Here is a 25,447-nt window from a genome sequence, read left to right on the forward strand (position 1 = left end):
CAAGCCATGCTTGGGGAGGGTTTCGCCTTACAGCGCCTTCAACCGGATCGCCTGGCCGCCGCCGGGGGCGAGCGACAGGGTCAGCGTGTCGCCCTTCTTAACCCGCTTCGTCTCGAACGCGATCGAATGGCGCGCGTCGGTGGCATAGGTCGCGCCGGGGCCGTCCTTGTAGACCTGCGCCTCATAGCTCTTGCCCGGATCGAGGAAGTCCAGCGTCACGGTCAGGTCGCGCGCATTCTCGTCGGTGATCGAGCCGACATACCAGTCGCGACTCTTGCGGTCCCGCCGCGCGAAGGTGACGTAGTCGCCGACCTCGCCGTTAAGCACGCGACTATCCTCCCAATCGACAGGCACGTCCGCGATGAAGCGGAAGGCTTGGGGGTATTTCGCATAATTCTCCGGCGTGTCGGCCGCCATCTGCACGGGGGAATAGAGGACCACGTACAAGGCGAGTTGCTTGGCGATGGTCGACTGGATCGGGCTGTCGTCGCTGCCGGTCAGGCTGAGCACGCCGGGCGTGAAGTCCATCGGACCCTCCAGCATCCGGGTAAAGGCCAGGTTGACCTCATGCTCGGGCGGGTTCTTGCCCGGCCACGCGTTATATTCCATCCCGCGCGAGCCCTCGCGGGCCAGCCAGTTGGGATAGGTGCGGCGTAGGCCCGTGTCCTTGACCGGCTCGTGGCTGTCGATCGAGACCTTGTATTTGGCGGCGGCCGCCAGCACGCGCAGATGGTGGTTCACCATCCACTGGCCCTCATGCCATTCGCGGCTCACCGAGCCGTCCGGGTTCACTCGCTCGATCTGACCGGCATCGGCGACATAGCCCGTCTTCACCACATGTTCGCCGTGATCGGCGGCGAATTTGAAGGCCGGGTCGAACTGGCTTTCATAATGGCTGACCGCGCCGCCTGTCTCGTGATGGCCGATCAGCGAGACGCCCTTGGCCTTGGCGTATTTCGCCAGTGCATCGGCGTCGAAATCCTCCGCCGGGGTCGCGAACTGCATCGCCGAGCCGTTGCCCGCCCAGTCGCCGTCCCAGCCGATATTCCACCCCTCGACCAGCACGCCGGGGATGCCGTATTTGGCGGCGAAGTCGATATAGGTCTTCACATTCGCGGTCGTGGCGCCGTGGCGGGGGCCACGCGCCCAGCTCCACTCGCCCTTGATCATCTTCCACCAGACGCCGACGAACTTGCCCGGCTTTACCCACGACACGTCGCCCAGTTTGTTGGGCTCGTTCAGGTTGAGCATCAGGTGGCTCATATAGAGCCCGCCCGCATCGGGTGCGATCAGGAAGGTCCGCCAGGGCGTCGTCCACGCGCCGGTCTTCACCACTTTGGGCGCGCCCGAGCCGGGGGTGAGGACCGCCTTGAAGCTGTTCCCTTCGGTCTTCATCACGGCCATGCTGGCATAGTCGACCAGCGCCGCCTCATGGATGGCGATATGGGTACCGTCGTCCAGCTTCATGGTGATCGGCGTCGCCGCCGTGCCGACACCGGAGAGGGGCGTGCGGTTGTAGAGATATTCCTCGCGATTCCACAGGAAGGCAGGCTTCCACCAGGCGGTGCCGCCTTGCGCGATATTGAACTCGGTCAGTTCCTCGGCGATGTCGGCCTTGGGCATCGCCTGCTGCTCGGGAAATTCGTAGCGGAAGCCGACGCCGTCATCCTGCACCCGGAACACCACGTCATAGCGGCGATGGAGCGCGCTCGACTCCATCAGGCGGACGCGCATCTCGCGGTGATTGTCGTGGATGGTGCGCCATTCGCCCCAGGGCTGGGTCCAGCTTGTGTCGGACTTGGCGTGGGCGACCGCCTCGATCTTCATGCCGCGCTCGATCTTGGGCGCGTCGGTGAACATCATGCCCAGTCGCGAGGGGGCGACGATCGCCTTGCCGTTGCGGGCGATCATATAGACGGCGCGGCCGTCATTGTCGGTCGACACCTGCACGGTGATCTGGCCGTTGGGCGAGGTCTCGACCGCGTCGGGCTGCCCGGCGGGCCTGGCGAATTTGAACGTTTCGTTGACCGCCGGATCGGCGGGGCCGTTCTGGGCGGAGGCGGCGCTGGCGATCAAGGCTCCTGCGAGAATGGGCCCGATGGCAATGGTCGTCTTCATGCAGTCATCTCCCGGATCGCCGCCCCGAACGCGCCCAGGCGTTCGTCGGTGGCGTTATTGATTGTGACCAGCACCCGCTGCCCACGCGGCAGGGCAGGGGGAAGGGTCACGGGCGTGTCGCCCAGATTGAACAGGCAGAGCAGCCGCTGCGATCCCTCGCGCCGCTCGAAGGCGAGCAGTTGCTCGTCGGCGTGCAGCAAGGTCAGGTCGCCGACCGCCAGCGCGGGCGTCTCCGCGCGAAGGCGGACGAGGCGCCGCGTCAGGTTCAGCAGCGAGTCGGGGTCGCCGTCCTGCCGGTTGACCGCCAGCGCGCCATGATCGGGGCCGGTGGGCAGCCATGGTTCGGCGTCCGAAAAACCACCGTTGATGGCATTGCTGCTCCACGGCATCGGCGTGCGCACCCCGTCGCGCGACAGGGTCAGCGGCCAGTTCGCGATCGCCTCCGGGTCCACCAGCCGCTCGAAGGGCACATCGACCTGGGTCAGGCCCAGTTCCTCGCCCTGATACAGAAAGGCATTGCCGCGAAGCGACAACAGCAGCAGCATCTTCATCCGCGCAAACGCCTCGCGATGCTCCGGCGTGGTCCAGCGTGACACGGCACGCGGGGCGTCATGGTTCTCGAACGCCCAGCTCGGCCAGCCGACACCCGGCGCGGCGGGCCATTTCGCCAGCGCCTCAGCGACGATGCGCGGCGTCAGCCGATCGGCATAGAGGAAGTCGAAGCCATAGGCGGTGTTGAGCCGATGGTCCCCGGCCGTGAACATCTTCATCTCGGCATCCGCCTCGTCGCCGCCGACCTCGGCCACGGTGAAGCGGTCGCCATAATCGTCCAGCGTCGCGCGGATCCGCTCCAGGAAGGGCACGATATCGGCATGGCTCTGATTGTAGAGCTTGAGCTGGAAATCGAACGGCCGGGTCCGCGTCTTGCCCGTGTCAGGCGCGGGCGGATTATCGCGCAAGCTCGGCTCGTGCATCATGAAGTTGATCGCATCCAGCCGGAAGCCGTCGACGCCCCGGTCGAGCCAGAAGCGCGCCGTCGCCAGCAACTCGGCCTGCACGTCCGGGTGATGGACGTGAAGCTGCGGCTGCTCCTTCAGGAAATTGTGGAGGTAATATTGCCGGCGCCGCGCGTCCCAGGTCCAGGCGGGGCCACCGAACACCGACTGCCAGTTGGAGGGCGGCGAGCCGTCGGGCTTGGCATCGGCCCAGACATACCAGTCGGCGCGGGCGTTGGTGCGGCTGGCGCGGCTTTCGGTGAACCACGGATGTTCGTCGGAGGTGTGGCTGTACACCTGGTCGATGACGACCTTCAGCCCCAGTTCGTGCGCGCGGGCGACCAGTGCGTCGAAATCGGCAAGGCTGCCGAAGATCGGATCGACATCGCGGTAATCGGCGACGTCATAACCGAAATCCTTCATAGGCGAGGTGAAGAAGGGCGACAGCCAGATCGCATCCACCCCCAGGCTGGCGACATGGTCCAGCCGCGCGGTGATGCCGGGCAGGTCGCCGATGCCGTCGCCATTGCTGTCGGCGAAGCTGCGCGGATAAATCTGATAGATCACCGCGCCCTTCCACCAGGGACGGGGGGCGGTGGGTATGGTTTCGGTCATCAACGGCTCTCCGCCGCGCAGACGGCATAGCCGAAGGCGGGCAATTCCAACATCAGGCTCCCCGGCGCGGCGGCGGTCGGGGCACAGGCACCAGCCATGGCGGTGAAACGTTGCGATGCCGTTTCGACCTGTACGGCCTGCGCGATCGCCTTGGTCGAGGTGTTGAAGGCGATCACATATTCACGCCCCGTGGCGGGGTCGAAGCGCGACACGGCGAACAGGCCCGGCGCGTCGCCGCGTGTGCGGATCACCTGGCGCCCGCGCGTCAGGGCCGGGTTGGCGACGCGCAGGCGGGCGAGCGTTGCGATCTCGCGGTAGAGGGGATGGGTGGGCACGAAGCTGTCGGTCGCAGTGGTCTTCGAGGTGCCGACCAGCTTGTTGTCGTTATAGCTGGCGACCCTGCTTGCGAACATGTCCTCGCGCGCATCCTGGTCGTTGCCGTCGCCCGCAAAACCCTGTTCATCACCCGAATAGATGGTCGGCACGCCGCGCAGGGTCAGCAGCATCGCGTGGCCTAGTTCGACCCGCTTCAGGATTTCCCCGTCCGAGGCATTGGGGTTTGCCATCCGAACGTCGCGCGCGAAGCGGCCATGGTCATGATTGCCGAGGAAGGTCGGCAGGATGTCCGCCGTCGCCTCGCCCCTGGCATAGAGGACATCGCCCTCGAACAGGCTGGCGAGCGTGCGGGTCGGCTTGTTCTCGGCAACCGTCTGGATCACCGCGTTCATGAAGGCGAAATCGAGGACCGCCGGGTAATCGGCGATCTTGGTCCAGCGCGCGAGATAGCCAGGCTCCATGCCCGCCGTCACCTCGCCGAAGATGTGGAAGTTCGGGATGCCCTTCGCCTTGGCCCGGTCCAGCATGGCGGGCACGAAGCGGCGCCAGAATTCCAGGTTCACATGCTTGGCGGTGTCGATGCGGAAGCCGTCGACGCCGAAGCGGTCGATCCAGCTGCCGTAAATGTCGATCATACCCGAAATGACGCGCGGATTTTCGGTGTAGAGATCGTCCAGCCCCGAGAAATCGCCGGTGGTCGAGCTTTCGTCCTCGAAGGTCGTATTGCCGCGATTATGATAGTAGATCGGGTCGTTGAGCCATGCCGGGGTCTTGGCGTTCTTCTCCGCCGCCGGGACGTAAGGCGTGTAGGCGTAGTTCGGATCGGTCAGATGCGCGAAGTTCGCTGCCGTCTGCACGTCATCGCCGACAAAGCCGGCATTGATCGGCCTGCCATCCACGCCCCCGCGCCTTTGGTACGGATAGGTCGCACGGTCGCGATAGGGGCAGGGTGAGCCCTCCGCGCATTCGCGATACTGGATCACGTCCGCCGTGTGGTTGACGATGATGTCCATATAGACCTTCATTCCCCGGCCATGCGCCGCCGCGATGAAGGCGCGCAGATCGGCTTCGCTCCCCAGATGCGGATCGACCGTGGTGAAGTCGGTGATCCAGTAACCGTGATAGCCCGCGCTCTCCTGGCCCTTGGCGCCCTGCACCGCCTTGTTCCTGAAGATCGGCCCCAGCCAGATCGCGGTCGCGCCCAGCCCCTGGATATAGTCGAGCCGCTTCGTCAGCCCCTTGAGATCGCCGCCATGATAAAAGCCCTTATGCGTCGGATCGAAGCCGGTGGTCAGCGGCCCGCCCTTCAGACCGCCGCGGTCATTGGCGGTGTCGCCATTCTCGAACCGGTCGGGCAGGACGAAGTAGATCACCTCGTCCTGCGGCAGGCGCTGGCGATAATCCTGCGCGGCCAGTGGCGTCGCCGTGGCCAGGAGCGCGAGCAGCAGTTTCTTCATGCGAAAACCTTTTGAACGGGCGCGGCGCAATGCGCAGCGAGAAAGGCGTCGTGCGTCGGCAGCCGGGCGGCCACCTGCGCGGCATGACGCCGGGTCAGCGACAGGAAATCGTCGAGTTCATGCGCCGACAGGGCATCGGCCAGCGCATGATGGCCGCCGGGCAGGATATTCTGGCCGATCATGACCTGCACCCAGGCCGCCTCGGCGAACAGCTCCTCGCCCGCGCGCCGAAAACGCCCGTTCGCGCGGAACAGGGCGATCCGCGCGGCCAGGCTCTCGGGCAGCGGCGCCGCGCGCCGTTCGGCCCAGAAAGGCTCGGTTCGCGCATTGGCCTGGTAATGGAGGATCAGAAAGTCACGGACCGCCAGCCATTCGGCCGCCGTCTCGGCATTATAGGCGTCCATGTCGACCGGCTGGAGTATGCCGCCGGGCCAGAAGTCCAGCAGCCGCGCGATCCCCGACTGGATCAGGTGGATGCTGGTCGACTCGAGCGGCTCGAGGAACCCCGCCGCCAGCCCCAGCGCGATGCAGTTGCCGACCCAGGCGCGCCGCCGCCGCCCGGTGGTGAAACGCAAGGGGCGGGGATCGCCGACCGCCTCGCCGCCCAGCGCGGTCAGCAGGCGGTCGGTCGCCTCGTCATCCGACAGATGGCGGCTGTCATAGACTAGGCCGTTGCCGGTGCGATGCTGAAGCGGAATACGCCAGCGCCAGCCCACGCCATGCGCGATCGCGCGGGTATAGGGAGGCAGGGGGCTGGTCCGTTCGCTCGCTACCGCCAGGGCGCGGTCGCAGGGGAGCAGGTCGGACCAGTCATCGAACGGCTCGGCCAGCGTCTCGCCGATCAGCAGCGCTCGGAAACCCGAACAGTCGATGAAGAGGTCGCCCGCATGAACCTCGCCCCCGTCCAGCACGACATGGTCGATCCGCCCGGCCTGATCGCGCGCGACCGAGGCGATGCGTCCCTCCACCCGCGCCACGCCCGCGCTTTCCGCATGACGGCGGAGCAGCGCGGCATAGAGGCTGGCGTCGAAATGATAGGCCCAGGCCAGGCCGCTGGGCAGGTCGGGACGGCCGGGATCGGGGGCGAAGCGGCCCGCCATCGCCGCCTGCGCGCCCGGCATATGGCCCCAGAGCGAGGCCGGGTTCGCCGCCCCGCCGCCGCGCAGCCAGTAATGGTGGAACGGCACCAGCCCCAGGCCGCGCCCGATGCTGCCGAAGGCATGAAGATAGCCGCTGCCTTCACCCGACCAGCCCTCGAACCTTATGCCCAGCTTGAAGCTGCCGTTGGTGGCCCGGAGGAACTCGGCCTCGTCCAGCCCCAGCATCTGGTTGAACAGGCGGATGCCGGGGATGGTGGCCTCGCCCACGCCGACCGTGCCGATCGCGTCGGATTCGATCAGGGTGATCCGCGTCGAGGCGGGGACGAACCGCGCAAGGGCCGCCGCCGCCATCCATCCGGCGGTGCCGCCGCCGACGATCACGACCTTTCTGGCGATATGGTCTGCGGTGGGGCGGGCGTCCATGCGGCGTCTCACATTCAGGATTCCCGCGCCGGCAAATGGGGGGGGCGGCGCGGGAAACTGGCATCAGAAGCGATAGGTAAACCCGGCCAGGAACCGGCGGCCATAGCTCTGATAGTCGATCACCTCGTCGCGGCGACCGCCATTGGTGGTGACGAACGGCGTGTCGGTCAGGTTCTGGCCCTGCACGAACAGCGACAGGCCCTTGAACGTACCCTCCTGGAAGTCATAGCCGATCTGGCCGTCGACGATGGTCTCGTCGATCGCGCGGCGGCGGACGCGGTTGGCGCCGAAGCCCGACAGCTCACCCACGAAGGTCGAGCGGTAGCGGACCGATCCGCGGATGTTCAGGCCCCACTTCTCGAAGAAGGCGGTGCCGTTCGCCACCCAGCGCGAATAGCCGGGAATGTCCTCCGGGGCGCCACCCGGCGTCGGCGTGATCTCGGTCTTGGTATAGGAGCCGCCGCCCGTCAGGCCGAAGCCGTCCAGGAAACCGGCCAGCTGGCCGAGCGGAAGCGTACCCGCCAGCTCGACGCCGTAGATCGTGCCGCCGGTGCCGTTGATCGGCCGGGTGATCCGCCCTTGCGTGGGCGTGCCGATCGGCACGGCGGCGGGCAGGGGCAGGCCGGTATAGTCGTAAGGCTGCTCCAGATTGTAAACGAAGCTCTTGAGATCCTTGTAGAAGCCCTGCGCCGCCAGATAGCCGCGCGTGCCGAAATACTTCTCGACCGTCACATCGACCGAGTTCGCCCGGATCGGGCGGAGATACGGATTGCCGCCATTGCCCGAGATGATGCCCTGCGCCGTGTCGAAGCCATAGGACAGCGCGACCCGCATATCGTCGAAGCGGGGCCGCATCATCTGGCGCGCGGCGGCCACGCGGAACACCCAGTCGCTGGGCAGGCGAAGCGACAGGTTGGCGCTGGGCAGGATGTCCCAGTAATCGTCGCCCTGCACGATGTTGGTATAGCCGGTGCCGTTATAGATCAGCCCGCGCGACTTCTGCTCGGTGCCGACCGCCTGCACACCCAGATTGCCGGTCAGTTCCGCCGCGCCGATCTGTGCCTTCAGGTCCGCCTGGAGATAGGCGGTCATCAGATGCTCGGTCGTGGTGTACGCCTTGGCGGGCACGTCCGGGCTGGTGTTCGGCGTCAGGACGATGACCCCGCCCGCCAGCAGCGCGCGCGGATCATAGCTGAGCATCGGCCCCAGACCCAGATAGGTGAGGTCGGTCGGCGTCTGGCGATATTGCTGCGGCAGCGGGGCGATGGTCGCACCGTTCGGCAGCGTGACGAACGACTCGTTGGGCGCCAGCGACTTGGCGTGATCGGTATAGTTCAGGCCGAAGCGCAGCGCGCTGACGATCGGCGTTTCTACTTCGCGCTCGATCTCGACGCGGTACTGCTTGATCTCGTCGGTGATCTTGCGATCGTTGAAATAGCCCGCCTGGCGCGTGCTGCCGCCCCAGCCCAGCGGATCGGTCAGCTGGATCAGATTGGGGTCGGAATAGTTCAGCGTCGGCTTGAAGACGGTGCCGGTGTTGCCGGTGGTGAAGCCGATCGTATCGGTCGCGCCGACGCCCTGGCCGTAACCGGTGCCGCTATAGGTTTCGAGCGTCACCTCGTCGCGGTCGGTGCGCGAATAGCTGAGGTCGATGAATGCGCTCCAGCCGTCATCGCCCTTATACTTGCCGTTATAGCCGAACGAGTAGAGCTTGGCCTTGCGCTGGAACGAGTCGTTCCGGATCACGCCCTCGACATTGTTGAACGTGCCCGAAGTGACGAGGCCGTTGTTCACCACCGCATTGGTCAGCGTCGTGCCTGTCCCCGAGGCCAGCGGCAGCTCGATGCCGCGCTTGATCTGGTCGTCGTTGAAGTCGGAATAGAAACCGTCGAGCGTGCTGGTGAAGGTGTCGCTCATCCGCCACTGCACCGTGCCGGACAGGCCCAGCCGCTTGAGGGTAGTCGAGGTGACATAGGATTTCGATCCGCCGACGACGTCGACCGTCTGGCCGCCCACGGTCGTCTGGGCATAGCCCCAGGCATTGCCTTCCTGGATCTGGTACGGCTCGTTGAGGTAGCTGGCGGACAGTGCGACGCCGATCGTGTCATCGGCGAACTGGTCGACATAGGTCGCACTGGCGCGATAGCCGAAGTCCTTCGATCCCGCATTCAGCTTGCCGATATCGGCATAGGTGCCGCGTGCACCGACCGAGATCACGCGCTTGCCGTAATCGAGCGGGCGGATGGTCTTCAGGTCGACGGTGCCCGACAGGCCCTGGCCGATCAGCCCGGCATTGGCGGTCTTGTAGATCAGGACCTGGTTGACGACCTCGGCGGGGTATTGGTCATATTCGACCGCGCGATTGTCGCCGGTCGAGGTCTGCTCGCGGCCGTTGAGCAGCGTGGTCGAGAAGTCGGGCGCGAAGCCGCGGATCGAGATGGCGTTGGAGCGGCCGTTGACCCGCTGCGACGTGACGCCGGGCAGGCGGGCGATGGACTCGGCGATCGACGCGTCCGGCAGCTTGCCGATGTCCTCGGCCGAGACGGACTCGACGACCAGGTCGCGGTTCTTCTTCTCGGCGACGGCGTTTTCCAGTGCGGCGCGAAAACCGGTGACGACGATGTCGCCGGGCTCGGACTCGGGCTGGGCCTGCTGGGCCGCCGCGTCGGGGGCGGCGGGGGCGGGGACGATAGCGGTGGTCTGCGCAAGGACCGGCGCGGCGATGACCATGGCCAGCGTGCTGACCCCGAGCTTCAGGAACGAGCGCGCGGCATCGGCCGGCGCCACTGGGCGAACCGTCATGAAAATCCCCTCCGAGAAACCCCGTCTTCGTTGAAAGGACGGGTATGGTTGTTGCCCCTCCTGTGAAAGGACACGCGTCGAAAAGGAACAAGGCCGCATACGTATTCAATGCGGCCGGTCCGGCCTGTTGCATTATTACGACAGCGCTTCGGCTTAACCCGGCTCGTGAAAGCCGGTAAGCGGAGTGGAGAGGAGGAAGCACAGATTTGGCCGGTCCGCGTAAGCCCACATCGTTCGACATCGCGCAAATGGCGGGCGTATCGCAACCGACCGTCAGCCGGGCGCTGCGCGGCAGTCCGTCGGTCAGCGCCGCCACCCGCGCGCGGATCGAGGCGATCGCGAAGAACCTCAACTACTCGGTCGACCGTGCCGCCTCCAACCTGCGCAGCGGCCAGACGCGAACGCTGGCGCTCCTCCTGTTCCGCGATCCCTCGCCGGGGCGGACGCTGATCAATCCGTTCTTTCTCGGTATGTTGGGATCGATCATGGAGAGCTGTGCGGAGGTCGGGTACGACCTGCTCGTCTCGTTCCAGAACCCGACCAGCAACTGGCAGGCGGATTATGAGGACAGCCATCGTGCCGATGGGCTGATCCTGCTCGGTTACGGCGATTACGCCGCGTATCGCGAACAGTTGGAGACGCTGGTCGCGCGCGGCACGCATTTCGTGCGCTGGGGTTCGGTCGCGCCGGGGCAACCGGGGTTGACCATCGGATGCGACAATCATGCGGGCGCGCTGGCGGCGACGCGGCATCTGGTGGCGCAGGGGCGCAAGCGGATCGCGTTCCTGGGCGACGCCACCGACCATTATCCCGAATTCCACGACCGCTATCGCGGCTATTGCGACGCCCTGTCCGAAGCGGGGCTGCCATGCGACCCCGCGCTTCAGGTCGGCGCGATCTCCAGCGAGGAGCAGGGGGAGCGGGCCGCGCGCGAGTTGCTGGTACGCGGCAAGCCGTTCGACGGCATCATGGCCGCGAGCGACCTGATCGCGCTGGCGGCGATGCGCGTCCTGGCGGAGGCGGGCCTGCGGGTGCCCACCGATGTGTCACTCGTCGGGTTCGACGATATTCCGGCGGCCAGCTTCGCGCATCCTCCGCTCAGCACCGTGGTGCAGGACGCAGCAGCCGCAGGCCGGTTGCTGGTCCGCGCGCTGCTCGCGGAGATTGCCGGCACCGCACCACCACGCAATCTGTTGCCCGCGACCCTGGTCGTGCGCGGGTCGAGCGTCAGACCATAAATCATAACGATAACAAAAATCTGGGAGGGATTATGGAGAAGCCGCGTCAGGGCTTTTGGGGGTTGTGGAACACCTCGTTCGGCTTTTTCGGTATCCAGATCGGCTTTGCCCTGCAAAACGCCAATGTCAGCCGCATCTTCCAGTCGCTGGGCACCGCCGAGAAGGACCTGGCCTTCCTGTGGATCGCGGCGCCGCTGACCGGGCTGCTCGTCCAGCCGGTGATCGGCCATTACAGCGACCGCACCTGGGGACGGTTCGGGCGGCGGCGGCCCTATTTCCTGGCGGGTGCGGTGCTGGCGACGCTGGCGCTGCTGGGGATGCCCAATGCCGGGGGGCTGCTCGCGGCGGCGATGCTGCTCTGGCTGCTCGACGCCTCGCTCAATATCTCCATGGAGCCGTTCCGCGCCTTTGTCGGCGACATGCTGCCCAGCCGCCAGCGGACGGCGGGCTATGCGTTCCAGACCGGCTTCATCGGGGCGGGCGCGGTGCTGGGGTCGCTGGCACCGATGCTGCTGACCGACGTGTTCCACGTCGCCAATGTCGCGGGGCCGGGGGAGGTGCCGCCCTCAGTTCGCTATGGCTTCTATATCGGTGCGGCGGCCTTGTTCGCCGCGGTGCTGTGGACGGTGATGACGACCCGCGAATATTCCCCTGCCCAACTGGCCGCCTTTGCGGATCACGACGAGGGGCAGGCGGTGCATGGCGATGCGGCCCCCAGTCAGCGGATCGGGGCCGCGCCGCTCTGGATCGCCGCCGGTGCGCTGGTCGTCGTGGGTGTCGGGTGGCTGGGGCTCGACAAGCCGGTCTATCTGCTCGGCGGCGGACTGATCGCCTTTGGCTTGGCCAAGATCGTCAGCGCCGGATTGGTGCGGCGCGGGCGGGGCGGTAACGCGTTGAGCCAGATCCTGGCCGACCTGGCGGCGATGCCCGCCACGATGAAGCGGCTGGCGCTTGTCCAGTTCTTCACCTGGTCGGCCCTGTTCATCATGTGGATCTATACGACGCCGATCGTTGCGGAGCGGGTGTTCGGCACCACCGACGCCAGCAGCGCGGCGTTCAACGAAGGCGCCAACTGGGTCGGCGTGCTGTTCGCGGTCTATAGCGGCGTCGCCACGCTCTGGGCCTTTGCATTGCCGCCGCTGGCCAGGGCGATCGGGCGGCGCAACACGCATATCCTGGGGCTGCTCTGCGGAGCGGCGGGCTTCGCATCGTTCCTGGTCATTCGCGACGCCTGGTGGCTGATGGCGTCGATGGTGCTGGTCGGCATCGCCTGGGCGTCGATCCTGACCATGCCCTATGCGATCCTGTCGGCTGCGCTGCCACCCGAAAAGCTTGGCATCTACATGGGCTTGTTCAACATCTTTATCGTGTTGCCGCAGCTGATCGTGTCTTCGGTGATGGGGGCGATCGTGGGGCATTTCCTGGGCGGCCATCTGGTCTGGACGATGGCGATCGCCGCCGGTGTGATGGGCGTGGCGGCGCTGGCGATGCTGCGGGTGGCGAAGGAGGCGTGATCCTCCCCGGCATGGGGGATTTAGGCGCGGGGCAGGGTGATCGTCGCGGCCAGCCCGCCTTCGGGGCGATTGGCCAGGACGATATCGCCCCCCGCCTGTCGCACGATCGAACGCGCGAGCGCCAGGCCCAGGCCGATCCCGCCCGTCTCGCGATTGCGTGAGGTTTCCAGTCGGGTGAAGGGATCGAACACCGTCTCCAACAGGTCCGGCGCGATGCCGGGGCCGATGTCGGCGACGGTGATCGCGATCCGGTCGGCGCGCGCGTCGATGCGGACATCGGCCGAATGTCCGTATTTGACTGCATTCTCGATCAGGTTGCGTACCGCGCGACGCATCAGCGTGGGGCGCAGTTTCAGGCGCAGCCGTCCGCCTTCCTCGAAGGTCACGTCCTGCCCCAGATCGTGGAAATCGGCCACCACCGCATCGACCAGTGCGTTCAGGTCGACATCGGTTTCCATCTCGCTGGGGCGTCCCATCCGCGCGAGCGACAGGATGTCCTCCAGCGTCTTGTTCATCTCGGCCACGGTATCGGCCATGCGCAGCCGGTCCTGCTCGTCCTCCACCGACTCGATCCGCACCCGCAATGCGGCCAGCGGCGTGCGCAGGTCATGCCCGATCGCGCCCAGCATCCGGTCCTTCTCGTCCAGCATCGCCCCGATTCGCAGGCGCAGGGCGTTGAACGCGGCGATCAGCGCGGAGACGTCGAGTGGTCCCTGTTCGGGGATCGGCTCGCCGCGTTCGCGCGGATCGAAACGCTCCGCCGCGCGCGTCAGGTCGCGCAAGGGCCGCGAGATGCGCCGCCCGATCCACAGGACGGGCAACAGGATGATGCCGTACAGGATCAGCGTCTGGGCGATCAGCCGCCAGACCAGGGTCATTTCATCGCTGGGCCAGAAGGATCGCGTGACCAGCCAGCCGCCGCGCGTGCGCTCGACCGCGATCAGCAGTTCCATGGCGGGATGCCGCTGACGATCCATCCTGCGGCGCGGCCAGTCGAAATCCTCGGGCTGGAAAGGTCGCACGCCGGTCACGACCCGCGCCACGGGATGCCCCGCCTCGACCAGGCCGTTGCGGATCAGCGCCTCGACCTCTGGCACGCGCGGCAGGTCGGCGCGGATAGGATTTCCGGCCGACGCCCGCACCCGCCCGCGATCCGGCGGCAGCGGCTTGCCGCTGGCGGTCCGGTCGATCGCATCGTTTAGCCGGGCGATGGCGGGCCCCGACGTCTGCTCAAGGATCAGGCTGCGGCGTTCGCGCAGCAACAGGGTGAAATTGATCGCCTGGGCGACAAACAGGGCGATGGCGAGCAGAAGCGCCATCTGCGCGGCCAGCCGATGTGGCCAGAAACGCAGCTTCACAGGCGCGTGACTTCGGCAGCCAGCGTATAGCCGCCGCCCCAGACGGTCTTGATGATCTCGGGCGATTTGGGGTCCGCCTCGATCTTGCGGCGCAAGCGGCTGACTTGGTTGTCGATTGCCCGGTCGAAGGCGGCGGCCTCGCGCCCCTGCGTCAGGTCGAGCAACTGGTCGCGGGTCAGCACTTGGCGCGGACGGCTGACCAGCGCGAGGAGGAGGTTGTACTCGCCGGTCGACAGCATCACCGACACGCCCTCGCGATCGACAAGCGACCGCTCGCCCGATTTCAGCACCCACCCCGCAAAGGCGTAGGAGCCGCTATCGGGCGCGTGATGGCGCGTGCCGCCAGCTTGCGTCCGGCGCAGCACCACCTTGGCGCGGGTGGCAAGCTCGCGTGGGGAAAAGGGTTTCACGACATAATCGTCGGCACCCATTTCCAGCCCGACGATCCGATCGGTTTCCTCGGCCCGCGCGGTCAGCAGGATGACGGGCACCTCGCTGGTCGCCGCGATATGGCGGCACAGCGACAGTCCGTCCTCGCCCGGCATCATGATGTCCAGGATGACGAGGTCGATCGCATAGGCGGCCAGCCGGGTGCGTGCCGAAGCGGCGTCGCCGGCTTGCGTCACGCGAAAGCCCTGTTTGGTCAGATAGACGGCCAGCGGCTCACGGATCGAACGCTCGTCGTCGACGAGCAGCAGATGCGGCGTATCGGACATGGGGGAAGGGTCTAGCATGGCGCGCGGACGTCGCAAGCGGGACGACCGGTGGGAGGATCGGTCGCCCCGCCTGACGGCTCAGTCGCCCTGCGTGGCCGGCTGAGAGGTGGGGGCTATGGGGCGGCGGCCGAAACGCGGGGCTGCGGCACGTTCGGCGGCATCGACCTTGCCATCACGATTGGTGTCGAGCCGGTCGAACATCGCCAGCGCACGGGCACGATAGGCTTCTGCGGTCACCGGCTGCGGCGCGGGGCGGGCGGGGCGGGCGGCGCGCTCCGTATCGCCCTGGCGGCGCTGCCATTCGGCGCGACGCTGTGCGCGATAGGCCTGCATCTCCTCGGGCGAGATGGTGCCGTCATGATTGGCGTCCATCGTCGCGAAACGCTGGTCGGCCGTGGCGATAGCGGCAGCGCGGGTGATGTTGCCGCTGGCATCGGGCTGCACACCCATCAGGCCGCCGCCCATGCGCGCAGGCGGCGGCGGGGCGGCCGTCTGCGCTTCGGCGGCGGTGGCGGACAGCATCGTGAACAGGGAAAGGCCGATCAGGGTCTTTCGCATGGGGTGGGCATCCTCTTTCCCGGAAGCGGGACGATCCCTTTCCGAACGATCCCCCTTCTGCCGCCCGCCTGTCGCCCGAACATGTCGCGGCACCGCCGGATTTGTCGCAAATTGTGTGGTCAGCCCAGAAATCGGTCGTCGAACATGCCGTAAAGAACGGTGGAGGCGTAGAGTGCGATCGCCTGGGGCCGCTCCATCGTCGCGGCCCATTTGCGCATGTCGAACGCGGCGTTCTGGAGCGCCATCAGCGCCTGCGCCGCGATCAGCGCGTCGACCGCGCGTACCGACCCTTCCGCCACGCCGTCCATGATCGTGCCCGCATAGCGCCGGGCGATCCGGTTCGACCGCTCGACCATCTGCGCGCGAACCTCACCCGACAGGCTGGACAGCGCACTTGTGCGCAGCAGCGGCCCACGCTCGGCGAACTGGATATCGAGCAGCGTGGCGATGGCGCTCGACAGGCGGTGCCAGTGGCTGCCCCCGGCGGCATCGGCCAGTTGCTGCGCGGCGGTGATCGTATCGAAGCTGCGGCCGTAACAGGCGGCGACGAGGTCGTCCTTGGCGTCGAGATGGTGGTAGAAGCTGCCCTTGGTCACGTTCAGTTCGGAGGCGATGCGGGTGACGCTGGCGCCGCGATAGCCGAGCTGGTTGATCAGCCGGGTCGCCGCCAGCAGGAACGCCTCGCGTCCCGGCTCGCTGCTGTCGGCATCCCGTGCCGCCAGGTCGAGCATCATCGGCGACCAGGTGGCACCCGGTGCGGCGACGCCATGGGTCAGTACGTCGAGCAGCCGTTCCCCGACCCGCTCATATTGGTCGGGCTCGTACCGGACCAGCCAGATGGGTAGCCAGAAGGTGTTTTCGAGCAGGACGTGCGCCCGCGCGCCGTACAGGTCGGTATGCGCGCGGGTGGGGGCGGGGCCCCACAGGCTGCGAGTCGCGCGAAACACCTTCTGCCATCCCGCCATCAGCTGGCCGCGGATCGGCTCTTCCATGGCGCGCAGGTCGGACAGGACGGCGAACGGGGTTTCCTCGCCACGCTCGATCCGGGCGAGCCGTGCCATGTTGATCGACAGATACCGGGCGACCCGCTCCTGCGGCGTCGGGGCCTCGGCGGCTTCGGCCAGCATCTCCAACAGCCGGTCCAGCGTATGTTCGAACGCCGCCGCCGCCAGTTCTTCCTTGCGGCGGAAATAATAGGTGACGCTGGTGGTGTTCAGCCCCACCCGCCGCGCGACATCGGCAAAGGTCATGCCCTTTGCCGATTGTTCGTTGATCGCCTGGGCGGCCGCCGCCAGGATGGCGTCGCGCTTCTGACGAAAACGCGCGGTATTCTGTCCTTCACCGACGGGCGTCGCCGTCATTTTGGTCATTCCCTCGATCATTCGCCCGGCGCGCTCGCACCCTCGGAATCGCGCTTTAAAAGAAAAAGTATTGTGGGTCACCGCACATTTCGCGATCCCGGCCTTGAAAAAGCGGCGAATGGTCGCGGGTGTCCAAAAGCCGGTACGGTTCGCCAGGCGGGCGGCGGCTTCCAGCATGCAACAGTATGTATAACACATACTTAACGATCGTTTAGGCCATTGTGGGCAATCATGGGGCATGATCGCCGCCGAAGCCCCGTTCTGTCCTGACCAGATCCGGCAGAGAAACGATCCGGTTTTCCGGGCGATCGACTCTGCCCAGCTCATGGCGGTCCTTGATGTCGGCGGAGCGATCCTGTGGGCAAACGCCAATTTCCGCCGGACGTTCGATGATGCCGCTTCGGATATGACGGGGGTGGTGCATCGCCAGCTCTGCCCGGCCGATATCACCCTGTCGCGCGATTATGACCTGTTCTGGCAGGCCTTGCTGCGGGGGGAGTGTCAGCAGGGGACCTATCGCCACGTCGATCGGCAGGGGCATGCGGTGTGGGTCGAGGGGGGCTATGCGCCGATCCTCGACGAGGGGGGCGCGGTCACGCAGGTCCTGATGACCGGCGCCGACGTGACCGAGCGGCATCGCCGCGATGCCGAGGCCTATGGCAAGCTGGCGGCGATCGATCGGTCGCAGGCGGTCGTGGAGTTCGATCTTCAGGGCTATGTGCTGGCGGCCAACGACATGTTCCTGTCGCTGATGGGGCATAGCCGCCGGGTCACGATCGGCGTGCATCACCGGCTTTTCTGTCTGGACGACTATGTCCGTTCGCCCGCCTATGCGCGGCTATGGTCGGATCTGGCGGCGGGGCGGTACATTTCCGGACGGTTCGAGCGGCGGCGGGCGGACGGTTCGTCGATCTGGCTGCACGCGACCTACACGCCGATCCTGGACGCCGACGGCGTGCCCTACAAGGTAGTCAAATTCGCCCGTGATGTCAGCGATCAGGTCCAGCTGGAGAATGAGGCGGCCATGCGGCTGGAGACGGCCGAGCGCTTCCGCCTGATGGCCGAGGAGCGTCAGGCCGCGCTGGAGACGATGCTTCGCGACATGGAGGCGATGGTCGACCGGATCGCAGGGATTGCGGGCCAGACCAACATGCTGGCGATCAACGCCAGTATCGAGGCGGCGCGCGCCGGACCCGCAGGGCGCGGCTTCGGTGTCGTCGCCGCCGAGGTTCGCAAGCTGGCCGAGGATACGCGTTCCGCGACCCGGTCGGTGCGGGAGATGCTGCAACGCTGAACCGGCACGGACGCGTCAGGCGATCGGTGTGCGCAGCCGGATCAGCCCTTCCTGCGCGACGCTGGCGACGAGCCGCCCGTCCGCCGAAAAGATCCGGCCCCGGTTGAAGCCGCGCGCATGGCCCGCCCAGGGGCTGTCGGTCGTGTAGAGCAGCCATTCGTCCGCCCGGAACGGCTCGTGCAGCCACAGTGCATGGTCGAGGCTGGCCGTCTGCATGTCGTGGATCAGCCAGCTTACCCCGTGCGGCAGGGTGGAGGTGCCGAGCAGCGCGAAATCGCTGGCATAGGCCAGGATCGCACGGTGGAGCGCGGGATCGTCACCGATCGGGGCGACGAGCCGGAACCAGATCGCCTGGAAGGGCTCGCGCGGTTCGGGGCTAAGCATCTGGCGCGGATCGACCGGGCGAAGCTCTATGGGGCGGGGCCGTTGCAGAAAGGCGCGCATCGGCGCGGGCACCTGGTCGCCCAGCCGCGCCAGCAGTTCGCGCTCGGGCGTCAGCGCGTCCGGCATGGGCACGGCGGGCATCGCATCCTGATGGTGCAGGCCGTCCTCGGGGGTCTGGAACGAGCAGGCGAGGTTCAGGATCGGCTTGCCCTTCTGCATCGCGATCACCCGGCGGGTGGCGAAGCTGCGCCCCTCGAAATCGCGCTCGACGCGGTAGATGATCGGATAGCGCTCGTCGCCCGGCCGCATGAAATAGGCGTGCAGGGAATGCGCCGTGCGTGGCCCGTCGGTCGAGCGCTGTGCCGCCTGGAGCGCCTGGGCGATGACCTGCCCACCGAATACGCGACCCTCGCCGCCGGGACGGCGTGCGCCGCGATAGAGGTCGGTGTCGATCTCCTCGACATCGAGCAGCGCGATCAGGCCCTGCGCCAGCGCGTCGGGCGTAGGGAGCATAGGGGAGGGCGTCGGATCGGTCATGCCAGGGGTGATGGTTGCCGCTGACGTAAACGTCAATGGGCGGCATGGCCGCGAAAGATACTTTCGCGGCATTTGGAGCCTCGCTACACATGCCGCGTCGATCATGGCGTATGGGAGTAGGCGATGGACCCGTTGAACGAAGATGGTGCCTCCGAGCGGGCCGAGCTGCATTTCCTGGCGGCGCTGACCGACGAGTTGATGCGGCACCTGATGGATGCGGGCGTGTCGAGCCGGACCCAGCTTCAGTCGATCGAAAATGCCGTCGCCGAGCGGACCGGCGGCATCCCGCGCGCCTGGTAAGGCACCGCGCACGGCGTCCGATCGGCGCTTCATGACATAAACGTCATCCCCGCCCGGCGTTAGCGGCTTTCCTGCGGGTGGAAAGCCGCTAACGTGCCGGACATGAGTGATGTGCATGACGATCCGGTCGAAAAGATCCGGACAGAGGGCGATTCGGTCCTGGGGATGCCTGTCGGCATGAAACCGGCCGATGCGGTGCGGATCGCGATGCGCCGCGACCGCCTGCTGGCCGGGCTGACGCTGACGGCGGGGGCGGGCTTCATCCTGGCGTTGCCCTTTGCCCTGAAGGAGGGGGCGGAGTTTTTCCTGCCGCTGACGACCGCGCTCGTCATCGCCATCGCGCTCGTACCCGTGCTGGAATGGCTGGAGCGGCGGCGCGTGCCGTCGCCGCTCGCCGCGCTGATGTGCGTCCTGCTGTTCCTGATCGTCGCCAATATCGCGCTGGCCGCGATCATCGTGCCTGCCACCGACTTCTTCCGCCTGTTGCCCAGCCGGATCGGGCGTATCCAGGACAATCTGGCGCCCCTGCTCGACCTGTATTCCAACCTCGAGCGTTATGTGAACAAGGCGCTGCGCCAGGTCGCCTCGACGCCGATCCGCCAGCCGCAGACCGCCGCCGTCTCGCCGCCCAGCTCGATCCTGGAGCTGGCCGCGACCTCGGCCCCGACACTGATCGTCCAGTTCCTGTTCGGTGTGCTCGTCGTGTTCTTCGTGCTGTCGGGCTGGACCCGGATGCGGCGTGAGACGATCCGCGGGCGGACCAGCTTCGACGGTGCCATGGCGACCGCACGGGTCATCCAGGAGGTCGTGGACGACGTCTCGGCCTATCTGGGCACCATCACCATCATCAACCTGGCGCTGGGCGGGGCGGTGGCGGGCGCGCTGTCGCTGTTCGGGATGCCCTATCCGCTGATGTGGGGCGGTATCGTCGCGCTGTTGAACTACATTCCCTATTTCGGGCCGGTGATCGGCGCGATGCTGCTGGCGATCGGTGGCCTGATGACGTTCAGCGACATCTGGATCGCGCTGGCCCCGCCCGCGATCATGTACGGCATGCACCTGATCGAGGCGAACCTGATCACCCCGTTGATCGTCGGCCACCGCCTGACCATCAGCCCGGTGATGATTCTGGTCTCGCTCAGCTTCTGGGGATGGGTGTGGGGGACGGTGGGCGCGCTGCTGGCCGTACCGCTCCTGATCATCCTCCAGACCGTCCTGAAAGCCGCCGGAAAACCCGATATCGCGGGCTTCCTGTTCGAGCATGGAACGCTCACCCATCTCGACCGCGAAAGCGATCCGCCGGACGTTCCGCAAGAAAAATGAAATGATGCGTTGACAGCTTCGGAGCCCTCGCCTAGTTGGCGCGCCTCGACGCTTTCAGCGGGTGTAGCTCAGTTGGTTAGAGCGCCGGCCTGTCACGCCGGAGGTCGCGGGTTCGAGCCCCGTCACTCGCGCCACTCCCTTCCCGGGAATGGCTGAAAATATCGAAATACCCTTAGGGGCCGATGCCGATTTCGGTGGGCATTACATGGCTTTCAAGCGGGTGTAGCTCAGTTGGTTAGAGCGCCGGCCTGTCACGCCGGAGGTCGCGGGTTCGAGCCCCGTCACTCGCGCCATCCTTCGGGATGGCGCTTTTGTTTTCAGCCTTGGTCGTTTCCAGTGGTTGGAGCGCGCTTCGCCGAAACCGGCGTGTCCGCCGATCGCTCCCCAGATAACCCGCCTCCCCAAATTCCCTATTTCCGTCCGGCCCGCGAGCCGAAGGCCAAGGGAAACCCCTAAAGTTTGATCCAGCCAAGCTGAAGCACCACCCAGGCGGAGGCCGGGGGCCAGTCGGGGGTACGGTTGTGATGATCCAGTGCGCTTCATCGCTGAAGCCTTCGCAACTGGACCCCGGCCTTCGCCGGGGTGGTAGGGCAAGAGTTCAGGGCAGGTGGATCAAACCCTAACCCCGCCCGCCTTCCATCCAGCGCAGCAACGGCTTCATCGGCGTGATCCACACGATTCCCGCCACCAGGTAGAACGCCAGCTGCAACACCCAATGCCACTGGCCGACCACGCCCGACAGGCTGGCGACGAGCATCGCCCAGACGATGATGATCGCGACGATCAGCAGCATTCCGGCGGGTTTGCGCCAACTGGGAGTCATGGGACGATCCATTCCGTTTCGGTGGCGATGGCGTGGAGGGGCATGTCCCAGCTGTCGGGCGCCATCTCCTCGACCTCCTGCACGCCCCAGGCGATGCCGACGCGCCAGGCGTCGGGGTTGGCCGCGAAGGAGCGGTCGTAATGCCCTGCACCCTGTCCCAGGCGATTTCCGTGCCGGTCGAAGCCGACCAGCGGGGTCAGGATGATGTCGGGGCGGCATTCGGGTGCGTCGGCGGCGGGCTGGTGCAGGCCGAAGGCGCCCACGCTCAGCTCGGTGCCGTCCGCCCAGGTGAGGAAGCGGATCGGGCTGGCGCGATCGGTGACATGGGGCAGGGCGATCGTCGCCCCCGCATGAAGCGCCGCCTCGACCCAGAGCGCCGGGTCCGCCTCGGCACCCAGCGGGCGATAGGCGGCGATGACCTGATGGGGAAGCAGCCGATCGAGGAAGGGGCGCGCCACTGGCAGCAGGCCGGGGCCATGGACATCGCGAACGGCGCGCATCCGCGCGCGCAGGGCGCGCTTGTCGATCATGTGGAGATAAGGCGGGTGGCGGGACCGCCGTGGCCGTTTGCCGTAATATCCACCGACGCTCGATACGTCAGGTGGGGACCATGTACGTCGGACCAGGGTCCGGGCAGGGACAGCCCCCTTGGATGAAGAATAGCCTCAGGGATTATCGTAGCTCGTACCGGGCAGAACCCGCCGCCAACCCATGTAGGCGAGGGGGGGCGTTTACTCAAGAGCATCCCCGCGGCTTTCGGGCTCCAACACGTCGGCCAGCGCCTCCAGGCGCTCGGCGATGCGGGCCAGCGCCGCCTCGCTGACCGCGGCCCCGGCAGGCGGACGCCGCTCGGCCTCCTCCAGCGCATCGGCCAGCATCAGCGCCACGAACAGCAGCGCGCGCTCGCCATTATGGCCGCCCGAGGCGCGCAATGCCGCCGACCAGCGCTGGTCGAGCATCTGGCCCAGCATCCGGACGCGGGCTTCGCCGCCGTCCTGGCAATAGACGGTGTGCGGGCGGTCGCCGACCAGGATCGTCACTTCGGCCATCAGACGGCGCTCCCCCGGCTGATGACATCGTCGAGCGCGGTCACGGCCTCGGACATGCGCGCCTTCAGCGCGGCGTGACGGCGGGCAAGCGCGTCTTCCTTGGCGGCGCGGGTTCGCATCGCCCGTTCGATGCGGGCGATGGCGTGGTCGATCCGGTCGACGGAGGAAAGGACGTCGTCGGCAATAGGTTCGGGCATGAAAGGGGCTTAGCAGGCTGGTTTTATGCGGCAACCCGGAATTGGGCGATCCGGCGCACTCGAGCGGTTGACAGACACCCGCGCGGCTCCGAAAGGCGTGGGCGCTTAGAGACGGAATCGCGATTTTCGTGATTTTCTTACCCGGGGCGATGCCGCTCAGGCATCGTGGCAGAGACATACAGGAGATTGCTGGCATGACGGTCAAGGTTGCAATCAATGGCTTCGGCCGCATCGGCCGCCTGGTCGCGCGTGCCATCCTCGAGCGTGGCGACAATGCCCTCGAACTGGTCGCGATCAACGATCTGGCCGACGCTAAGTCCAACGCCTGGCTGTTCAGCCGCGACAGCATCCATGGCCGTTATCCGGGCGAAGTCGCCGCCGATGGCAACGACATCGTGATCGACGGCAAGCGCATCCGCGTCACCGCCGAGCGTGATCCGGCGAACCTGCCGCACAAGGAACTGGGCGTCGACCTGGTCCTGGAGTGCACCGGCTTCTTCACCGACAAGGCATCGTGCGAAAAGCACATCGCGGCAGGCGCCAAGAAGGTGCTGATCTCGGCCCCCGGCAAGAATGTCGACCTGACCGTCGTGTACGGCGTTAACCATGACAAGCTGACCGCCGACCACACCATCGTGTCGAACGCTTCGTGCACCACCAACTGCCTGGCGCCGGTCGCCAAGGTGCTGAACGACGCCATCGGCATCGAGCGCGGCCTGATGACCACGGTCCACGCCTATACCAACGACCAGAAGATCCTCGACCAGATCCACCCCGACCTGCGTCGCGCCCGCGCCGCCGCCATGTCGATGATCCCGACCACCACGGGTGCCGCCCGTGCGGTGGGCGAGGTTCTGCCCGAGCTGAAGGGCAAGCTGGACGGCTCGGCGATCCGCGTGCCGACCCCGGACGTCAGCCTGGTCGACCTGACCTTCACGCCCGCGCGCGACACGACCAAGGAAGAGGTCAACGCGATCCTGAAGGCGGCGTCGGAGAGCGAGGCGCTGAAGGGCGTGCTGGTCTATACCGACGAGCCGCTGGTTTCGATCGACCTGATGCATTCGCCGCAGTCCTCGACCGTCGACAGCCTGGAGACGGCGGTGATCGACGGCAAGCTGGTGCGCGTCGTGTCGTGGTACGACAATGAATGGGGCTTCTCGAACCGCATGGTCGACACCGCGACCGCGATGGCGAAGTTCCTCTGATGACGGACGGGCGGGTGATGACCGGGCGTCTGGCCGGCATCGCCCGCCACGCCGTGGCGAAGGGGCCGATGGAGGTGATCGACACCGCCATCGTCACCCCGGACGGCGGAGTGGAAGGCGATGCGCGCGGGCGGATCAAGCCCGGCGGGCGTGGCAAGCGTCAGCTGACGTTGATCGAGCGTGCCGACTGGGACGCCGCCATGGCCGAGATCGGCCGTGACATCCCCTGGCAGGAGCGCCGCGCGAACCTGCTGGTCGAGGATTTCGACCTCCCCCAAATGTCGGGCACCCGGCTTCGTATCGGGCCCGTGCTTCTGGAAATTACCATCGAATGCGATCCGTGCCACCGCATGGACGCGATTGCCGACGGCTTGCAGGCCGCGTTGAAACCCGACTGGCGCGGCGGCGTATGTACCCGCGTGATCGAGGGCGGCACGATCCGCATCGGCGATACAATCAGGATCGAGGAATCATGACCAAGGCTTTCAAGACGCTCGACGACATGGGCGACGTCCAGGGCAAGCGCGTGCTGGTCCGCGAGGATCTGAACGTGCCGATGGCCGATGGCCGCGTGACCGACGACACTCGCCTGCGCGCGACGATCGCGACCGTGACCGAACTGGCCGACAAGGGCGCGATCGTCCTGATCCTGGCCCATTTCGGCCGCCCCAAGGGGCAGCGTAACCCCGAATTCTCGCTGGCGATGCTGACCCAGCCTTATAGCGACGTGCTGGGGCGTCCGGTCCGCTTTATCGACGATGTGGCGGGCGAGGCGGCGGAGGCGGCCGTCGCCACGCTGAACCCCGGCGATATCGCGATCCTGGAAAACACCCGCTTCCATGCTGGCGAGGAAAAGAACGATCCCGAACTGGCGGCGCAGATCGCCAGGCTCGGCGACTTCTACGTCAACGACGCCTTCTCGGCCGCGCACCGTGCGCATGTCTCGACCGAAGGGCTGGCGCGCCAGCTTCCGGCGTTCGCGGGCCGTGCGATGGAGGCCGAACTCGACGCGCTGGAAAAGGCGCTGGGCAAGCCCGAGCATCCGGTTGCGGCCGTGGTCGGCGGCGCGAAGGTTTCCACCAAGCTCGCCGTGCTGAAGCATCTGGTCGGCAAGGTCGATCACCTGATCATCGGTGGCGGCATGGCCAACACCTTCCTCGCCGCGCGCGGCGTCGATGTGGGTAAGTCGCTGTGCGAGCATGACCTGACCGGCACCGCCGAGGAGATCCTCGACGCCGCGGACAAGGCGGGCTGCACCGTCCACCTGCCGTATGACGTGGTGGTCGCCAGGGAATTCAAGCCGAACCCCGAGACCCGCACCGTCAACGTCCATGAAGTCGCCGCAGACGAGATGATCCTCGACCTCGGCCCCAATGCCGTGGAGGCACTGGGCGACGTGCTCAAGAACTGCCGCACCCTGGTGTGGAACGGCCCGCTCGGCGCGTTCGAGACGCCGCCCTTCGACATGGCGACCGTCGCGCTTGCCAAGACGGCGGCGGCGCTGACCCAGGATGGCAGCCTGGTGTCAGTGGCGGGCGGCGGCGACACCGTCGCCGCGCTGAACCAGGCGGGCGTTGGCACGCAGTTCACCTTCGTCTCGACCGCAGGCGGCGCGTTCCTGGAATGGATGGAAGGGCAGGACCTGCCCGGCGTCGCCGCGCTGATCGCCTGACGGACCCGCGGGCCGTCCGAAAAATCACCCCGTCGCCTGTCTGGCGGCGGGGTTTTTTCATGGCCCGGCGAA

Annotated in this window: 22 protein-coding genes and 2 tRNA genes; 10 read left to right on the forward strand and 14 right to left on the reverse strand. The window is 66.7% G+C overall.

Annotated features, from left to right (window positions below):
- Window positions 1-27: 27 nt before the first annotated feature.
- The 5 genes from SOM26_RS07830 to SOM26_RS07850 all read right to left on the reverse strand — a co-directional run bounded on the left by SOM26_RS07830 (window position 28) and on the right by SOM26_RS07850 (window position 9,846).
- Window positions 28-2,118: a glycoside hydrolase family 97 protein gene (locus SOM26_RS07830; protein WP_320452159.1), complete on the reverse strand. Its 2,091-nt coding sequence runs from the start codon at window positions 2,116-2,118 to the stop codon at window positions 28-30.
- Window positions 2,115-3,728 (reverse strand): alpha-glucosidase, encoded by a 1,614-nt coding sequence (locus SOM26_RS07835; RefSeq protein WP_320452160.1) that lies wholly within the window; start codon window positions 3,726-3,728, stop codon window positions 2,115-2,117. The genes SOM26_RS07830 and SOM26_RS07835 overlap by 4 nt, the downstream gene beginning before the upstream one ends.
- Entirely contained in the window at window positions 3,728-5,521 is a 1,794-nt protein-coding gene (locus SOM26_RS07840; RefSeq protein WP_320452161.1) for an alpha-amylase family glycosyl hydrolase, read from the reverse strand. Before SOM26_RS07840 ends, SOM26_RS07835 begins: the two co-directional genes overlap by 1 nt.
- Window positions 5,518-7,044, reverse strand: coding sequence for a tryptophan halogenase family protein (locus SOM26_RS07845; protein WP_320452162.1), 1,527 nt, complete (start codon window positions 7,042-7,044; stop codon window positions 5,518-5,520). Before SOM26_RS07845 ends, SOM26_RS07840 begins: the two co-directional genes overlap by 4 nt.
- Window positions 7,045-7,107: 63 nt before the next feature.
- Entirely contained in the window at window positions 7,108-9,846 is a 2,739-nt protein-coding gene (locus SOM26_RS07850; RefSeq protein ID WP_320452163.1) for a TonB-dependent receptor, read from the reverse strand.
- A gap of 206 nt (window positions 9,847-10,052) precedes the next feature.
- On the opposite strand from SOM26_RS07850, the gene SOM26_RS07855 reads away from it, so the two are divergent.
- Both SOM26_RS07855 and SOM26_RS07860 read left to right on the forward strand, forming a co-directional pair.
- The gene (locus SOM26_RS07855) at window positions 10,053-11,084 is read left to right on the forward strand and encodes a LacI family DNA-binding transcriptional regulator (RefSeq protein WP_320452164.1); all 1,032 of its coding nucleotides are present in this window, start codon (window positions 10,053-10,055) and stop codon (window positions 11,082-11,084) included.
- Between the two features lie 32 nt (window positions 11,085-11,116).
- Entirely contained in the window at window positions 11,117-12,598 is a 1,482-nt protein-coding gene (locus SOM26_RS07860) for an MFS transporter (protein ID WP_320452165.1), read from the forward strand.
- Window positions 12,599-12,618: 20 nt separating this feature from the next.
- On the opposite strand, the gene SOM26_RS07865 is transcribed toward SOM26_RS07860, so the two are convergent.
- The 4 genes from SOM26_RS07865 to SOM26_RS07880 form a co-directional block, all read right to left on the reverse strand.
- A complete protein-coding gene (locus SOM26_RS07865) occupies window positions 12,619-13,917 on the reverse strand; it encodes a sensor histidine kinase (protein WP_320452368.1) in 1,299 nt (432 codons plus the stop codon).
- A gap of 35 nt (window positions 13,918-13,952) precedes the next feature.
- Window positions 13,953-14,672 (reverse strand): response regulator, encoded by a 720-nt coding sequence (locus SOM26_RS07870; RefSeq protein WP_320452166.1) that lies wholly within the window; start codon window positions 14,670-14,672, stop codon window positions 13,953-13,955.
- A 78-nt stretch (window positions 14,673-14,750) separates the two neighbouring features.
- Window positions 14,751-15,230 (reverse strand): EF-hand domain-containing protein, encoded by a 480-nt coding sequence (locus tag SOM26_RS07875; RefSeq protein ID WP_320452167.1) that lies wholly within the window; start codon window positions 15,228-15,230, stop codon window positions 14,751-14,753.
- Window positions 15,231-15,349: 119 nt separating this feature from the next.
- Window positions 15,350-16,591 (reverse strand): TetR/AcrR family transcriptional regulator, encoded by a 1,242-nt coding sequence (locus SOM26_RS07880; protein ID WP_320452168.1) that lies wholly within the window; start codon window positions 16,589-16,591, stop codon window positions 15,350-15,352.
- A 238-nt stretch (window positions 16,592-16,829) separates the two neighbouring features.
- On the opposite strand from SOM26_RS07880, the gene SOM26_RS07885 reads away from it, so the two are divergent.
- Window positions 16,830-17,885, forward strand: coding sequence for a methyl-accepting chemotaxis protein (locus SOM26_RS07885; RefSeq protein ID WP_320452169.1), 1,056 nt, complete (start codon window positions 16,830-16,832; stop codon window positions 17,883-17,885).
- A gap of 15 nt (window positions 17,886-17,900) precedes the next feature.
- Here SOM26_RS07885 and SOM26_RS07890 read toward each other — a convergent pair whose 3' ends face one another.
- The gene (locus tag SOM26_RS07890; protein ID WP_320452170.1) at window positions 17,901-18,806 is read right to left on the reverse strand and encodes an acyl-CoA thioesterase; all 906 of its coding nucleotides are present in this window, start codon (window positions 18,804-18,806) and stop codon (window positions 17,901-17,903) included.
- A gap of 123 nt (window positions 18,807-18,929) precedes the next feature.
- Here SOM26_RS07890 and SOM26_RS07895 point away from each other — a divergent pair, with 123 nt between their 5' ends.
- From SOM26_RS07895 to SOM26_RS07910, 4 genes are all read left to right on the forward strand, one after another.
- Window positions 18,930-19,106 carry a hypothetical protein gene (locus SOM26_RS07895; RefSeq protein WP_320452171.1) on the forward strand — a complete coding sequence of 59 codons (177 nt, stop codon included), beginning with the start codon at window positions 18,930-18,932 and terminating at the stop codon, window positions 19,104-19,106.
- Window positions 19,107-19,208: 102 nt separating this feature from the next.
- Window positions 19,209-20,429: an AI-2E family transporter gene (locus SOM26_RS07900; RefSeq protein WP_414712032.1), complete on the forward strand. Its 1,221-nt coding sequence runs from the start codon at window positions 19,209-19,211 to the stop codon at window positions 20,427-20,429.
- A 57-nt stretch (window positions 20,430-20,486) separates the two neighbouring features.
- Window positions 20,487-20,563 (forward strand) — tRNA-Asp (locus SOM26_RS07905).
- Between the two features lie 82 nt (window positions 20,564-20,645).
- A tRNA-Asp gene (locus SOM26_RS07910) sits at window positions 20,646-20,722 on the forward strand.
- Between the two features lie 326 nt (window positions 20,723-21,048).
- On the opposite strand, the gene SOM26_RS07915 is transcribed toward SOM26_RS07910, so the two are convergent.
- The 4 genes from SOM26_RS07915 to SOM26_RS07930 form a co-directional block, all read right to left on the reverse strand.
- On the reverse strand, window positions 21,049-21,252 hold the full coding sequence (locus SOM26_RS07915; protein WP_320452172.1) for a DUF2842 domain-containing protein: 204 nt from the start codon (window positions 21,250-21,252) through the stop codon (window positions 21,049-21,051).
- On the reverse strand, window positions 21,249-21,782 hold the full coding sequence (locus tag SOM26_RS07920; protein WP_320452173.1) for a 5-formyltetrahydrofolate cyclo-ligase: 534 nt from the start codon (window positions 21,780-21,782) through the stop codon (window positions 21,249-21,251). The genes SOM26_RS07915 and SOM26_RS07920 overlap by 4 nt, the downstream gene beginning before the upstream one ends.
- A gap of 201 nt (window positions 21,783-21,983) precedes the next feature.
- Window positions 21,984-22,301: a cell division protein ZapA gene (locus tag SOM26_RS07925; protein ID WP_320452174.1), complete on the reverse strand. Its 318-nt coding sequence runs from the start codon at window positions 22,299-22,301 to the stop codon at window positions 21,984-21,986.
- A complete protein-coding gene (locus SOM26_RS07930) occupies window positions 22,301-22,498 on the reverse strand; it encodes a hypothetical protein (protein ID WP_320452175.1) in 198 nt (65 codons plus the stop codon). The genes SOM26_RS07925 and SOM26_RS07930 overlap by 1 nt, the downstream gene beginning before the upstream one ends.
- A gap of 194 nt (window positions 22,499-22,692) precedes the next feature.
- On the opposite strand from SOM26_RS07930, the gene gap reads away from it, so the two are divergent.
- From gap to SOM26_RS07945, 3 genes are read left to right on the forward strand one after another with little or no spacing between them, the layout of a single operon-like run.
- Complete coding sequence (gene gap, locus SOM26_RS07935; protein WP_320452176.1) at window positions 22,693-23,703, forward strand: type I glyceraldehyde-3-phosphate dehydrogenase; 1,011 nt, start codon at window positions 22,693-22,695, stop codon at window positions 23,701-23,703.
- Entirely contained in the window at window positions 23,703-24,179 is a 477-nt protein-coding gene (locus SOM26_RS07940; protein ID WP_320452177.1) for an MOSC domain-containing protein, read from the forward strand. The genes gap and SOM26_RS07940 overlap by 1 nt, the downstream gene beginning before the upstream one ends.
- Window positions 24,176-25,375, forward strand: a complete 1,200-nt coding sequence (locus SOM26_RS07945) for a phosphoglycerate kinase (protein ID WP_320452178.1) — start codon at window positions 24,176-24,178, stop codon at window positions 25,373-25,375. Before SOM26_RS07940 ends, SOM26_RS07945 begins: the two co-directional genes overlap by 4 nt.
- Window positions 25,376-25,447: the final 72 nt, after the last annotated feature.

It is taken from the genome of Sphingomonas sp. CFBP8993 (genome assembly GCF_034044895.1).
GTDB lineage: Bacteria > Pseudomonadota > Alphaproteobacteria > Sphingomonadales > Sphingomonadaceae > Sphingomonas.

Coding starts and splice junctions, on each gene's coding strand:
- SOM26_RS07830 (WP_320452159.1), bottom strand. CDS start 2,118: ATGAAGACGACCATTGCCATCGGGCCCATTCTCGCAGGAGCCTTGATC.
- SOM26_RS07835 (WP_320452160.1), bottom strand. CDS start 3,728: ATGACCGAAACCATACCCACCGCCCCCCGTCCCTGGTGGAAGGGCGCG.
- SOM26_RS07840 (WP_320452161.1), bottom strand. CDS start 5,521: ATGAAGAAACTGCTGCTCGCGCTCCTGGCCACGGCGACGCCACTGGCC.
- SOM26_RS07845 (WP_320452162.1), bottom strand. CDS start 7,044: ATGGACGCCCGCCCCACCGCAGACCATATCGCCAGAAAGGTCGTGATC.
- SOM26_RS07850 (WP_320452163.1), bottom strand. CDS start 9,846: ATGACGGTTCGCCCAGTGGCGCCGGCCGATGCCGCGCGCTCGTTCCTG.
- SOM26_RS07860 (WP_320452165.1), top strand. CDS start 11,117: ATGGAGAAGCCGCGTCAGGGCTTTTGGGGGTTGTGGAACACCTCGTTC.
- SOM26_RS07865 (WP_320452368.1), bottom strand. CDS start 13,917: ATGGCGCTTCTGCTCGCCATCGCCCTGTTTGTCGCCCAGGCGATCAAT.
- SOM26_RS07870 (WP_320452166.1), bottom strand. CDS start 14,672: ATGTCCGATACGCCGCATCTGCTGCTCGTCGACGACGAGCGTTCGATC.
- SOM26_RS07875 (WP_320452167.1), bottom strand. CDS start 15,230: ATGCGAAAGACCCTGATCGGCCTTTCCCTGTTCACGATGCTGTCCGCC.
- SOM26_RS07880 (WP_320452168.1), bottom strand. CDS start 16,591: ATGACGGCGACGCCCGTCGGTGAAGGACAGAATACCGCGCGTTTTCGT.
- SOM26_RS07885 (WP_320452169.1), top strand. CDS start 16,830: ATGATCGCCGCCGAAGCCCCGTTCTGTCCTGACCAGATCCGGCAGAGA.
- SOM26_RS07890 (WP_320452170.1), bottom strand. CDS start 18,806: ATGACCGATCCGACGCCCTCCCCTATGCTCCCTACGCCCGACGCGCTG.
- SOM26_RS07895 (WP_320452171.1), top strand. CDS start 18,930: ATGGACCCGTTGAACGAAGATGGTGCCTCCGAGCGGGCCGAGCTGCAT.
- SOM26_RS07900 (WP_414712032.1), top strand. CDS start 19,209: ATGAGTGATGTGCATGACGATCCGGTCGAAAAGATCCGGACAGAGGGC.
- SOM26_RS07915 (WP_320452172.1), bottom strand. CDS start 21,252: ATGACTCCCAGTTGGCGCAAACCCGCCGGAATGCTGCTGATCGTCGCG.
- SOM26_RS07920 (WP_320452173.1), bottom strand. CDS start 21,782: ATGATCGACAAGCGCGCCCTGCGCGCGCGGATGCGCGCCGTTCGCGAT.
- SOM26_RS07925 (WP_320452174.1), bottom strand. CDS start 22,301: ATGGCCGAAGTGACGATCCTGGTCGGCGACCGCCCGCACACCGTCTAT.
- SOM26_RS07930 (WP_320452175.1), bottom strand. CDS start 22,498: ATGCCCGAACCTATTGCCGACGACGTCCTTTCCTCCGTCGACCGGATC.
- gap (WP_320452176.1), top strand. CDS start 22,693: ATGACGGTCAAGGTTGCAATCAATGGCTTCGGCCGCATCGGCCGCCTG.
- SOM26_RS07940 (WP_320452177.1), top strand. CDS start 23,703: ATGACGGACGGGCGGGTGATGACCGGGCGTCTGGCCGGCATCGCCCGC.
- SOM26_RS07945 (WP_320452178.1), top strand. CDS start 24,176: ATGACCAAGGCTTTCAAGACGCTCGACGACATGGGCGACGTCCAGGGC.